This is a genomic window from Streptomyces sp. NPDC037301 (genome assembly GCF_055602785.1).
Genome location: NZ_JBVJWD010000004.1, coordinates 320,615 through 333,769, shown reverse-complemented (window position 1 = coordinate 333,769; position 13,155 = coordinate 320,615). Strand labels below are relative to the sequence as shown.

Below are 13,155 nucleotides of genomic sequence, written 5' to 3'. Positions count from 1 at the left end.
GCGGGCCACCGGACCAGGGGGCGTCCTCGCAGTCACTCACGGAGGGTGCGGGCTGTCATACGCCCCCACCTCGAAGGCGAGAACCACGGCGTCACGACGTCAACGCCTTCACGCCGCGGCTGCCCGCCTGTCAGCGCCCGCCGGCCCCGAAAGGTCTTGGTAACGCTGCCCGGGAATGCGATCCTGTTCGCATCTGCATTCAGTGAACGCAGTTATGTACGGGGGGACTTCACGCTGTGGCCGTAACTGTGCCCGATTGGGCCGACACCCTGCTTGACGTCATCGGCGTCAATTGGCCGAACGTCGATGAAGACGCGTACCGAGACATGGCCGACGCCCTCCGGGAGTTCGCCGAGGACGTAGAAGACGACGGTCACCTTGCCAACCAGCACGTGCAACGTTTGCTGTCATCCGGCCACGGCGAAGCCCTCGATGCGCTCAGCGGCCACTGGGGCAAGGTCAAGAACAAGCATGTTCAGGACCTGGCCGGCGGCGCTCGCACGATCGCCGGTGCCCTGGACAACGCAGCCACGGCGATCGAGGCCATGAAGTACGCGGCACTTGTCCATCTGGGCGTGCTGGCCGGCAAGGCGGGCATCTCCATGGCCCTGATACCGGTGACCGGCGGGCTGTCCATGCTCATCGGCGGAGCAGCGATCGCGGTCGCCCAGCAGGCCATCCGCCGGGTCATCAAGGAGTGCTTGGAGGAGGTAGTCAGTTACATCGTCTCCGCTCTGACCGAACCGGCCGTCGCCGCGCTGGAGAGCATGGCCGCGGATCTGGCGATACAGGTCGGCGCCAGCATGCTCGGTCTGCAGGACGGCGTCGACATGAACCAGGTCGGCCAGTCGGGCAAGGAGGGCTTCAACGAAGGCGTGGCGGGGGCCAAGGAGTCCTTCCAGCTCGCTTCGGCCAACGGCCCCGGGGCCGCACCCGGCAAGGGCGTGCACATCGAGCACTCGGAGCACGACCGAGCCGGCACCAGCCTGAAACTGGTCAGCGTCGACGTTCACGGCAAAACCGCGGGCAGGCTGGCCAAGGCCGGGACGCACCATGGTCGAACCCGAGGCAAGGACGATATCGCCGGCGCCCTGGACCCCGTGATCGACAAGGCGATGAAAGCCCTCGGCAAAGCCAACAAGGCGATGGGAAACCACCTCGGTGAGGAGCTGCCGAAGGCGGTCAAGGAGATATCCGAGGCTCAGAAGAAGATTGATCTGGATATCAAGGACGGGTTTTCCAAGGTGCGCAAGGGCGACGGAGAAACCGTCCCGCGCCCTGGAGCGCGTCAGGACTCCGCTCGCACCAAGGCGGATGCTCTGAAGGGCGCCAAGGACGAGCCGCGCCGTAACAGCATCTCACTGGACAAGAAGACCTGTGAGAACGACCCGGTGGACGTCGCCACCGGTGAGATGACCCTGCCGCAGACCGATGTGGCCCTGCCCGGAGTCCTTCCTCTCGTCCTCCGCCGGACACATCTCTCCGACTACCGCTACGGCCAGTGGTTCGGCCGCAGCTGGGCATCCACGCTGGACGAACGGATCGAGCTCGACCCACTCGGCGTCGGCGCGGTGTGGTCACGGGAGGACGGTTCACTCCTCATCTATCCGCGACTGCCGCTGCCCGGAGACGACGATGGCGTCCTGCCCCTTGAGGGTGCTCGTCTTCCTCTGGTGTACGGCGGACAGGACAACGGAGAGACCACCTACCTCGTCACCGACCCGTACACGGGCCTGACACGCTCATTCCGTGGCGGCCCGTACAACACGTCGCCGGCCTACTGGCTCAGAGAGATCGAGGACCGCAACCTCAACCGGATCTCCTTCGCCCGCCTCGGCGACGGCAGTCCGACAACGGTCGCCCACTCCGGCGGCTACCGGATCAATCTGGCCGTCGAAGACGCCCGGATACGCGAGATGTCCCTGCGTACGCCGGACGGTCCGGTCACCGTCATGCGCTACGACTACGACCCTCTGGGCAACCTCGACGGCGTCGTCAACTCCTCGGGACTGCCGCTGCGTTTCACGTACGACGCGGACGCCCGGATCACGTCCTGGACCGACCGCAACGACTCCACGTTCCGCTACGTGTACGACGACGCCGGCCGGGTGGTCCGCACGATCGGCCCGGACGGCTACCTGTCCTCCACGTTCGCGTACGACACCCACCCGGAGACGGGCGACCGCGTCACCCGGTACACGAACTCCCTCGGCGCGACCAAGGTTCACCACTTCAACGACCGGCTCCAGGCGGTCGCGGAGACCGATCCGCTGGGCGGCGTCACCCGACGCACCTTCGACCGCTACGACCGGCCCCTCTCCCGGACCGACCCGCTCGGCCGAACCACCACGTACACCTACGACGATCACGGAAACCTCACCCGGATCGAGCACCCCGACGGCAGCTCCGCCGAGATCGAGTACAACGAGCTGAACCAGCTCGCCGCCGTCACCGGCCCCGACGGCGCAACATCGCGGCAGGAGTACGACGACCGAGGCAACCCGACACTCTTCACCCGGCCGAACGGTACGACGACCCGCCTCACCCATGGTCCGGAGGGCCAGCTCACCGGTGTCGACGACTCCCTCGGCGCGCTGGACCGGCTGCGCTGCGACACGGCCGGTCTGCCGCTGGCGGTCCGCGGGCCGCTCGGCACGGTCACCCGCTACGTCCGCGACGCGTTCGGGCGTGCGGTGAGGATCACCGACCCGCAGGGCCGCACAACCGAGTTGGAATGGACCGTCGAGGGCAAACTCGCCCGGCGGACGGACCCCGACGGCTCGCAGCAGTCGTGGACGTACGACGGCGAGGGCAACTGCCTCGTCCACACCGACGCGGCGGGCGGCGAAACCCGCTTCGAGTACAAGCACTTCGACCTGGTCTCCGCCCGCACCACACCGGACGGCGCGCGCCAGGAGTTCACCCACGACACCGAGCTGCGTCTGACCCGTGTCACCAACCCGCAGGGCCTCACTTGGGACTACACCTACGACGCAGCCGGCCGCACCAGCGCGGAGACCGACTACGACGGCCGCACGCTCCGCTACGCTCACGACGCCTGCGACCAACTCGCCTCCCGTACGAACGGCCTCGGACAGACCGTCCGCTACGAACGTGACCTGGCGGGCCGTGTCACCGCCAAGGACGCCGCCGGCACGGTCACCCGCTTCACCTATGACATCCACGGCCGCCTCGCCTCGGCGACAGGCCCCGGCACCGAGTTGTCCTACGTCCGCGACAGCTCGGGCAGGGTCCTCCGCGAGATCTGCGACGGCCGCGAACTGGGCAACACCTACGACGAGACCGGGCGACGCGTCCGCCGTGTCACCCCGTCCGGGGCGGTCAGCACATGGTCCTTCCCAGCCGGCCTCAACGCTGAGCTGAACGCCTCCGGTCACCACGTGACCTTCGTCTTCGACGGGACGGGCCGCGAGACGTCCCGCCGGATCGGAGACGCGCTGACCGTCGAGCTCGCATACGACCCGGTGGGCCGCCTGGTGGACCAGCATGTCCGCACCCCGGGCGACCGGATTCTCCAGCGTCGCTCGTACGCGTACCGTGCCGACGGCCACCTCACCTCGGTCGAGGAGCTGACCGGCGGCCACAAGCGGCTGGAGGTCTCCGGTGACGGCCGGGTCACCGGTGTCACCGCGGAGAACTGGTCGGAGCGGTACGCGTACGACGAGGCCGGGAACCAGACCAGTGCCTCCTGGCCCGGTACGGACGACGCCACCGGACCGCGCGAGTACACCGGCACCCGCATCACCCGAGCAGGCCGCTGCCGCTACGAACACGACGCCCAAGGCCGAGTGGTCCTGCGGCAGAAGGCCCGCCTCTCCCGCAAGCCCGACACCTGGCGCTACGGCTGGGACGCCGAGGACCGCCTGGTCTCGGTCACCACACCGGACGGCACGCGCTGGCGCTATCTCTACGACGCCCTGGGGCGCCGCACCGCCAAACAGCGCCTGTCGGGGGACGGAGCGACGGTTGCCGAGGAGGTGACCTTCACCTGGGACGGCGACACCCTGTGCGAACAGACCACCTCCATAGCGGGCTCCCCGGACTCCGTCGCCCTCACCTGGGACCACGACGGCGTGAAGCCGGTGAGCCAAGTGGAACGACGGCTCGTGGACCAATCGGAGGTCGACCGCCGCTTCTTCGCGATCATCACCGATCTCGTCGGTACACCCCGTGAACTCGTCGACGAGCACGGCGAGGTGGCGTGGCACACCCGCGCCACCCTGTGGGGCACCACCTCATGGAACCGGGGCGCCGACGCCTACACCCCGCTGCGCTTCCCGGGCCAGTACTTCGACCCCGAATCGGGCCTCCATTACAACCGCCACCGCCACTACGACCCCGAGTCCGGCCGCTACCTCTCCCCCGACCCTCTCGGCCTGGCCCCGGCCCCGAACGCGGTCGCCTACGTCGACAACCCCATGCGGTGGATCGACCCACTGGGGCTGGCAGGCTGTCCCCACCTGGCTGGGGAGCACCGGCACAGTGTGGTGTTGGGGGTGAACCAGGAGCCCGACAACGCCTCGAACTCGCTGGCCGCGCATCTCCGCGCCAACGGCGATCCAGGAGCCCACACCTACAACGGGGACGACTACGCTCAGGTCGAGGCGTCCGGGCCTGTGTGGATGACGAACGTCATGGCCGCTGTGGGCGACCGTGACACCACTTTGTCCATCACCCTCGACGGGATGCCGAACAGCAGGGGTGAGTACGGTAACTGGAACACCCCGGAGACCATCGTGGACGCCTTCCAGACCGCCGTCCGGAACGGACAACCGTTCAGCACCGCGCCCGGGAACTATCCGGGTCCAGGTTTGGGGACGGCTTGGGAGATGAGCGTCGTCGCGCGCAATGTGCGCATGTACGAGTCCGATGCGATGTTCAACGAGCCCGATCCACTCGGACGTCCCTGGGAAAAAATACGGTGGTACTCAGGTAATGAGGAAATCAAAGTCCCGAAGCCAGACATTCCCGAGATACAACCCCCTAAGCCCAGAAAGGGATGAACCATCACATGACAGGTGACGAGGCCCGTACGCGAGCCGCAGAAATCGTCGCGGCGAAATGGAAAGCCGTCCTTGACTCCGGCGACGAATTGATCAACCCGACTATGCCCCGGGCAGCGTATGCGAACCCTCGGCTGCGGGAACTGTTCCCGATTGTCAGCCACGGCGCCCTATACCTCAGCCGGTGCATCCGCTCCCCGTGGACCCAGGACGTGGGCGCCCTGTTCCGCCGCGGTGGCGGCGGATTCATGGTGATCCGTCAGTCCGACGGCACCGTCCTCGGCGAGCCCGAGACGGTGGAGGAGGCGATCAATCTGATCGTCGCAAACCTTCCCGATGGATGCGGCCCTGCCATCGACGGAACGGCTGACGACCTGTGACCACGGAGGGATTCACCTCCCGGCAGCAACGCCCTTCGAGCTCCCCAGGCAATTTCAGCTGCGGACGGAGTGATATGCGTCGAGAAATTCCGGGACGGCAGGGAAATGGGACCGCCGCTTTCGGCGAGGGCAGGCACGCGAGCAATCCTTGGATGAGGCAACTCCTGCAGAAAACAGACACCACGGGCTGAGGCGTTCGGGAGATCCCACCCCTGTTCCGTGAAGTGGTTCAACGCAGATGGTCCATCACGGCCGCCGGTGGGCGTGCGCTCACCGGCCTTCGTCCGGAGGTTCCTGGCCTCCACCCCGGGCGGCTCGCAGAAGAGACGAAGATCAACGGGAGGAGAATGACCGGCTATGACCTCCCCGCCGGAAGCGCAGAAGGAGTTCGGCGATACCCAGGTGAAGGCGTACGTCTCCCTCTCCTTCGCCGATACCGACGAGGGACTGCTCACTTCGAACGTCACCTTCTGCACCCCACTTCCTGATGCTCGCCCCTATGTCCCCCTCCTGGAAAACGTACGGGATGCCGTAGTCGCGGAAATCTCTGCGAAGGGTTGCTCGGCATGGTCGCCACCATGGCACTTGACCTCCTGCTCGTGCCCCGTCCGTGCTATGTGGGTGGGAAGCACCGCGATCGCCGCGTCCGTCTGACGCTGAACCGTGGTCCCGCCAGGCACAGCACGATCGAACCACCTACCGCAACGCACGCACTGCCGACCTCGGCGCTGCCACAGAGGCAACGCACCGCTCATGAACGCCGGTCTCGACGACGCTCCCACGGCGCCGGTTGAAGGCAGACCGTGAAGCGTTGAGGAACGCGATCAACAAGGCTGATGAGCAGTCGGACATGTGTCGGCCCGTCAGCACAAGCGGCCCCAGCGCCTGGTGCTCGCGCGATGCTGTGTGCAGATGCTTTCCGAAGCGGCGCATGTATCCGACTGACGGCGCGATTGCCGAGTGCAGGTGGCATGTGGCCGGCGTCTGCGCTTGTGGTAGGTGCTGCACCCTCATACTGCGCTCGCGGTAGGTCAGGAGTCTACAGGCGCACGACGACAGCCTCGGGGCGAGACGGCACGGTAGTCAGTGCCGCAAGCGGCGAAGCGAGCAGCTAACTGTCAAGGAGCCTGGAGCAGTTGTGGACCCTGCAGTACACCGCGAAGCCGGTGGTGAGGACGCCATCCGATCCGCCGTGCGCCATCGGCTACGCCACGCAGTGATCGACGTTGTGCCCGTTTTCGGATTCACCCTGAGCTTCGCGCTCACTCACCGGATTGCCGTCGCGCTGACGCTTGCCCTCGCGGCCGGGGCCGCGGTCTGCGTCTACCGAGTGGCGCGCAGAGAGCCTGTGTGGGGCGCCCTCGGGGCCCTCGGCCTTGTGTGCGTCGCGGGTGCTCTGGCCGCAGGGACCGGGCAGGCCGCCAGCTTCTTCCTGCCGAGTCTGATGCTGCACGCCGTGATGGCCGTGGTGTCGGCCGTGATGCTGTTACTGGGATGGCCGCCGATGGGTGTGGTGGTGGGGCTGATGACGAAGGAGGGGACTGGCTGGCGCCGGTGCAGGGTGCGCCGTCGAGCCTTCACCAAAGGCAACTTGGTCCTCCTCGCCGGGAATCTCGTGATGCTGTCGATCCAGCTCCCGCTGTTCCTGTCCGGCCAGGCCGTCGCCCTCGGCTCGGTCGATGTCCTCGGGCCGATTGTCATCGCGCTGAGCGCACTGCTGGGTTGGCGCGTCTACCAGCGTGGCCTTGGAGGGCACCGCTGCGGCAGGCACGACCGCATGACGGTTGTGGCCGACCCTGCGGTTCGGCGCGAACCGCTGCCCGGTGGGGATCGACGCCGACGCGGCGCACGATTCGCCGACGCCACCGCCTGCGCCGGGGAAGTTCATCATGATGGGCCCGCCGGAGATCACCTGGTTCCGGCGGGCGCTCACCGGCCCGTTCACCGTGCGCTGGATGCGCCAACTCCCGCAGTGGAGTAGATCGTCGCCTGGATCGTGGAGACGTTCCAGGGCTGGACCGACTGTGACGGGCATCCCGAGAACGCGGTGTCTCGTCAGCGGCTGCTGGACAATGCCGCGATCTATTGGTTCGGCGCGTGTGGCGCGTCGTCGGCGCGGTTGTACTGGGAGAGCCTGCCACCCCGGGACTGGACTCCGGTGACTGTCCCGTCAGCGGTGTCGGTGTTCCCGAAAAAGCCGTTCCGAGCGCCCTGCGCCTGGGTCGAGGCGCGCTTCGAGAACCTGCGGTACTGGAATGTCCTGGCACATGGCGGACACTTCCCCGCCCTTGAGGTTCCGCACCTCTTCGTCTCCGAGCTGCGAGGCGCAATTGCGAGTTTGCACCAATATAAGAGAGAAGGAATACGGTGTCAGAGCGGGAAACAATAGAGGTTGACTACCTGATCGTCGGTGCTGGAGCCATGGGCATGGCCTTCGCCGACACTCTGTTGGCCGAGACGGACGCGACCGTGGCCATCGTCGATCGCTACGGCCGACCCGGTGGCCACTGGACGGTCGCTTACCCGTTCGTGCGGCTGCATCAGCCTTCGTCGTTCTACGGCGTCAATTCTCGTGAACTGGGAACAGATGAAGTGGACCAGGACGGCTGGAATGCGGGGCTTCACGAGCTGGCGTCGTCCGATGAGATCCTCACCTATTTCGACCAGGTGATGCGCAAAACCCTCTTTCCCAGCGGTCGCGTCTCGTACTTCCCCATGTCCCATTACGATGGCGCGGATCCGGCGCGACCGGATGTCCAGCGGTGTCACTCCGTCGTCACCGGTGGCGAGTTCGACATACGGGTGCGTCGGCGGACCGTGGACGCCACCTACATGAACGTCACGGTTCCTGCGATGTGCACGCCGAAGTATGAGGTGGATTCCGGAGTCCGGCTGATCACTCCCAACCAGCTTCCGGCCCTGGATCAGCAGGCGTCGCACTACACCGTGGTGGGAGCGGGAAAGACGGGCATCGACGCGTGCCTCTGGCTTCTGCAGCATGGCGTTGACCCGTCCGGCATCACCTGGATCACGCCGCGCGACTCGTGGCTGCTCGACCGTGCTCAGATCCAGCCCGGACCGGAGAACGCCGCGAGCGATGCCGAGTCGTTCAGCGCTCGCATCCGAGCGGTGCTCGAATCCCACACGGTCGAGGAGCTCTTCCAGCGGCTGGAAGCCGGCGGTCTCCTGCTGAGGCTGTCTTCCGACGTCACGCCGACGGCGTATCGCTGCGCGACCGTCAGCCGGACCGAACTCGAACAGCTCCGGCGGATCTCCGACATCGTCCGCAGCGGCAGGGTCCGGCGCATCGGCGCCGACGCGGTGGAACTCGACGGGGCGACCGTGCCCGCCCGCCCTGGAACCCTCTACATCGACTGCACCGCGGACGGCCTCGAGGCGCGGCCGGTGATGCCGGTGTTCAGTGGCTCCCGCATCACGTTGCAGGCACTCGTCCCGTGCCAGCAAGTGTTCAGCGCCGCCTTCGCCGCCCACGTCGAGGCAGCATACGAGGACGACACCCAGAAGAACCGGATATGCGTCGCCGCACCTCACCCAAACACCGCCCTGGACTGGCTCCGCAGCAGTGCGCACCTCGATGACCTGCTCCTGCGGTGGTCTGCGGAGCGTGGGCTCCTCGAATGGTGCGACGCATCGCGTCTGACGAAATACTCGATCGGCTCGCTCCCCGACGAACTACGGACCGCGCTCTTCGAGGGCCTGCGCGCCGAGAGGACGCAGCTGCAGCAACTGCTGGCACACGAGGACCAGGCCGTGGCAGTGACAGCGAACTGACAACCGTCACCGGGCGGGCCTGCGCGCCGAAATTGAAGATCTGACGCAGGCGAGGGGCGGCCCGTACGGTCCGGCCTCGACCAGGTGTGATCTCTGGTCGAGGCCGGACCTCGGCCGGCGAGGAAGGAGGCGTGCCTCGTGTGGATGTCCTGGGTGCGGGGCGAGCGGATGGCAATAGGCCCGCGAGCACCGCAGGGCTGCATCGGCGTCATCAGCCGGTCCGGGCCGGCTGTGTACGGTAAAGGAGTGCAGATGTTCGACCGGCTCAGGAAGTCGCTGCTGGTCCAGCCGTGGATGGGCGACCTGGCCGTCGCGGTCAGCTGCTTCGTTTTGTCCACCCCGGTGGCGGTAGCAGGCTCTTACGTCCACCGGACCCCGGTGTCCTGGACCATTGGTGGCCTGGCGGTCGCCTGCGTGCCGCTGCTCGCCCGCAGCCGCTGGCCGTTCCAGGTGCTGGCGGCGACCCTGGCCGTGAGCGTCGTCCAGTTCCTGTTCTTCTCCCTCCTCGGGCCGTCGCCCATCTGCACCGCGGTCGCGCTCTACTCGGTGGCGATGCGCACCGACCGGCGTACTGCCCGGCGGGTCGGCGCGTGCGCGACGGCAGTGCTCGTCGTTGCCTCGCTGATCTGCCGCCCGGGCCTGGAGAACCTCTGGCAACACCTGGCCCTGATCGCCGGGTTGGGCCTGGCGATGGCCAGCAGCGACGCTGTCCGCAGCCGCCGCCAACTGCTCGACTCCGCCCTGGAGCGAGCCGAACAGGCCGAGCACACCAGGGAGGAAGAGGCCCGGCGCCGCGTCACCGAAGAACGCCTCCGCATCGCCCGAGAGCTCCACGACGTCGTCGCCCACCACCTCACCCTGGTCAACGCCCAGGCAGGCGTCGCCCACCACCTGATGCGCACCGAGCCCGACCACGCCTACCAAGCCCTCGAACGCATCCGGGACACCAGCCGGGCGGCACTGGACGAGCTACGTGCCACCGTAGGACTGCTCCGCTACAGCGACGACCCGGCCGCGCCCTGCGAACCCGCACCCGGCCTCGCCGATCTCGATGCTCTGCTGGACTCCTTCCGCCACTCCGGTCTCGACGTCACACCCGAACGCACCGGGCAACCGGGCGAGCTGCCGCCGATCACCGATCTGACGGCCTACCGGATCATCCAGGAAGCCCTGACCAACACCCGCAAGCACGCCGGCCTCGTATCGGCACGGGTCCACCTGGACTACCGCACCGACGCCCTGCGGATCGCCGTCGAAGACGACGGCCCCAGCACCCCGGGAAACAGCAGCGGCAACACCCCCGCCACCACAACCACCGACGAAACCCAGAGCACCGGCACCGGACACGGAATGATCGGGATGCGCGAGCGGGCCAAAGCCGCAGGCGGCACCCTCACCGCCGGGCCACGCCCCGCCGGAGGTTTCCGTATCCACGCCGAACTGCCGCTCCGCGCCGGCCGAAAGGGCTGACCATGACCATCCGTGTCCTCCTCGCCGACGACCAGGCCCTGCTGCGCGGCACCTTCCGCATACTCATCGACTCGGCCGCCGACATGAAGGTGGTCGCCGAAGCCGCAACGGGACGCGAGGCCGTCGAACTGGCCCGCAGCCACCGCGCCGACCTGATCCTCATGGACATCCGGATGCCCGACCTCGACGGCCTCGCCGCCACCAGGCTCATCACCGAGGACGAGAACCTCGCAGGCGTCAAGATCCTGGTACTGACCACCTTCGAGAACGACGAATACGTCGCCGAGGCACTACGCGCCGGAGCCAGCGGCTTCCTCGGCAAAGGCATCAACCCCGACGAACTCCTGGACGCCATCAGGGTGGTCGCCGCAGGGGACTCCCTGCTCTCACCCGCCGCGACCCGATCCCTGATCAACCGCTTCCTGTCCCAACCCGCCCCACCCGGCCCGAAAACGCCGCCACAACTGGCCCCCCTCACCCCGCGAGAACACGAGGTCGTCACCCTGGTCGCAGCCGGCCTGTCCAACGACGACATCGCCGAACGGCTCTACGTCACACCCCTCACCGCCAAGACCCACACCAACCGCGCCATGACCAAACTCGGCGCCCGAGACCGCGCCCAACTCGTGGTCATCGCCTACCAGACCGGAATGGCCCGCCCCGACGGCCCGTGATCGCCTGCCCTGCGCAGCAGGGTCGCCAAGTTGCTCAACGATTCGCTGAAGACCCGAGAGCCCGTCGAGGTGGTCGATCTCGTGGTGGACGAGTCGGGCGAGGCCGCATTCGTACACGGTGGTCACGATCTCACCGGCCAGGGCCGTGGTCTCCACTGCCATCTTCAGTGGGCGGGGTACGAGACCTCGGACGTCGAAGAAGCTCAGGCAGCCCTCGTGCCGTTGATCCGTCTGGTCAGAGCGGGTGGTGATCCGTGGATTGAGCAGGATGATGGCGGGGCCGTCACCGGGCGGCTGGACAACGGCGGCGGCGCGGTCGATGCCGAGGCGCTCCGCACGGCGCCGGAAAGCGGAGGCTGAGTGTCACGCCAGCAGGCAACTGCACCAGCTTGGCGCTCTCCGGAGGCAACAGCGCCCACGAGCTGCAGCGATGTTGTCCCACCTGATGTGCCCTCATTCCTGGCGGCGGCCCCCACCGGGCCAGTGCGGTGCCGGGGGACGGGTCTTGATGTCAGTGCGGGCGAGCCTCACTCACCGCACGGGGAAGCCGAAGGAGTACCCCTGCTGCTTCAGCCAGGGCAGGATCTCGCGCAGAGCGGCCAAGGTCTGGGAGCGATCCCCTCCCGCGTCGTGGAAGAGGACGGTCGGCCCGTTGGAGATCTCTCTCTTGACGGTGGCGACCATGGTGCCCACACCGGGACGCTCGAAGTCTTTGGAGTCGACGTTCCAGCCCAACGGCCGCATCCCCCGGGATGCGGCGAGCTGCCGACTGTACGGGGTGAAAGCACCGCCCGGGGCCCGGTAATACTGCGGCCGGACGCCTCCGGACGCCTTGGTGATCATGCGTTCGGCATCCAGGATCTGCTGGGACTGGTATGCCTCGGACCGGGTGTCCATGGTGGTGTCGTGCGAGACGGTGTGGTTGCACAGCCGGTGCCCGCCTGCCACGACCGCCTTGACCAGGTCCGGGTGTGCCTGGGCCTGCGTGCCCACCATGCAGAACGTAGCCTTCACACCGTTGTCCTTCAGCAGTTGCAGCACCTGCGGCGTCCAGACCGGGTCCGGTCCGTCATCGATGGTGATGTTGACGCCCCGGGCGCCGCGGTCCGAGGCGTGCGCGATGTCCGCCGCCACCTTGGCCACGGTCCGGTCCTGAGGCCGGGCGTCCGGCGCTGAGACGCGCGCTTGCGGCTGCCGCCCTCCGGCGGGGTCGGCCTGCGCGGTCCACACCGAGGTGGCAGCGGCCATCGCTGTCACCCCGAGCGCCGCAGCGAGAAGCCGGCCGTGCCATCCCTTTCCCTTGTGCCTTGCCATGTCCGCCCGCCCCTTTGCTGTCTCCGCCGATGCCGTGCCCTCATGAAGACATACGAACGCCCGTACAAGATCCCTCTGTTACCGATCGCAGACGAATCCGCAGGGGACCGGCGACAAACGCAGGAGCTCCGCGACAGATGAGGGGGCGCAACGGCCTCGAAAAGGTGTCGGCGAGGGCGGCAGACGCCTGTCCGCACGGATTCCGGCGGAGGCACCCACGCATTCGTCGAATGGCTCGCGAAACAGGGCCGATGGCTGCCCCGCTCGGTCGGCACGACCATCACCAAGCAGGTTCACCAGTCCATGCTGACAGTGCCGCCCTCCGACTGGGAGCCCGCTGTCGAACCCGTCGGCGAGATCCGCGCGGCGCCTGGGTCGCCAAGCTCGACGGAGACTGCCTGCCCGGCCGGCCTGCCGAAGGGCATGCGGCTGATCATCCGAGAGGAACGGCCGTACCTCGGAGCCCAGTTGGGCTTCACCGACGCCGACGGCCAGCAGCCT

General features: G+C 67.5%; 8 protein-coding genes and 2 pseudogenes. 8 read left to right on the top strand and 2 right to left on the bottom strand.

Going from position 1 to position 13,155, the window contains the following annotated elements; translation table 11 throughout:
* Positions 1 to 236 precede the first annotated feature (236 nt).
* The 7 genes from ACZ7IB_RS10310 to ACZ7IB_RS10280 all read left to right on the top strand — a co-directional run bounded on the left by ACZ7IB_RS10310 (position 237) and on the right by ACZ7IB_RS10280 (position 11,340).
* Positions 237 to 5,024 (top strand): RHS repeat-associated core domain-containing protein, encoded by a 4,788-nt coding sequence (locus ACZ7IB_RS10310; protein ID WP_470911053.1) that lies wholly within the window; start codon positions 237 to 239, stop codon positions 5,022 to 5,024.
* 8 nt (positions 5,025 to 5,032) lie between these two features.
* The gene (locus tag ACZ7IB_RS10305; RefSeq protein ID WP_470911050.1) at positions 5,033 to 5,404 is read left to right on the top strand and encodes a DUF6193 family natural product biosynthesis protein; all 372 of its coding nucleotides are present in this window, start codon (positions 5,033 to 5,035) and stop codon (positions 5,402 to 5,404) included.
* Between the two features lie 357 nt (positions 5,405 to 5,761).
* Positions 5,762 to 6,058, top strand: a complete 297-nt coding sequence (locus tag ACZ7IB_RS10300) for a hypothetical protein (RefSeq protein ID WP_470911047.1) — start codon at positions 5,762 to 5,764, stop codon at positions 6,056 to 6,058.
* A gap of 484 nt (positions 6,059 to 6,542) precedes the next feature.
* Positions 6,543 to 7,385, top strand: coding sequence for a DUF3159 domain-containing protein (locus ACZ7IB_RS10295; protein ID WP_470911046.1), 843 nt, complete (start codon positions 6,543 to 6,545; stop codon positions 7,383 to 7,385).
* Between the two features lie 386 nt (positions 7,386 to 7,771).
* Positions 7,772 to 9,196, top strand: a complete 1,425-nt coding sequence (locus ACZ7IB_RS10290; protein ID WP_470911044.1) for an NAD(P)-binding protein — start codon at positions 7,772 to 7,774, stop codon at positions 9,194 to 9,196.
* A 252-nt stretch (positions 9,197 to 9,448) separates the two neighbouring features.
* Positions 9,449 to 10,666 (top strand): sensor histidine kinase, encoded by a 1,218-nt coding sequence (locus ACZ7IB_RS10285; protein ID WP_470911042.1) that lies wholly within the window; start codon positions 9,449 to 9,451, stop codon positions 10,664 to 10,666.
* Between the two features lie 2 nt (positions 10,667 to 10,668).
* Entirely contained in the window at positions 10,669 to 11,340 is a 672-nt protein-coding gene (locus tag ACZ7IB_RS10280; protein WP_470911038.1) for a response regulator transcription factor, read from the top strand.
* Between the two features lie 96 nt (positions 11,341 to 11,436).
* Here the strand turns inward: ACZ7IB_RS10280 and ACZ7IB_RS10275 are convergent.
* Positions 11,437 to 11,607, bottom strand: a pseudogene (locus ACZ7IB_RS10275) (peptide deformylase); the annotation flags it as partial.
* 264 nt (positions 11,608 to 11,871) lie between these two features.
* Positions 11,872 to 12,654, bottom strand: a complete 783-nt coding sequence (locus ACZ7IB_RS10270) for a polysaccharide deacetylase family protein (RefSeq protein WP_470911036.1) — start codon at positions 12,652 to 12,654, stop codon at positions 11,872 to 11,874.
* A gap of 147 nt (positions 12,655 to 12,801) precedes the next feature.
* Between ACZ7IB_RS10270 and ACZ7IB_RS10265 the strand changes: the two are divergent.
* Positions 12,802 to 13,152 (top strand): annotated as a pseudogene (locus ACZ7IB_RS10265) (IS1380 family transposase); the annotation flags it as partial.
* Between the last annotated feature and the right edge of the window lie 3 nt (positions 13,153 to 13,155).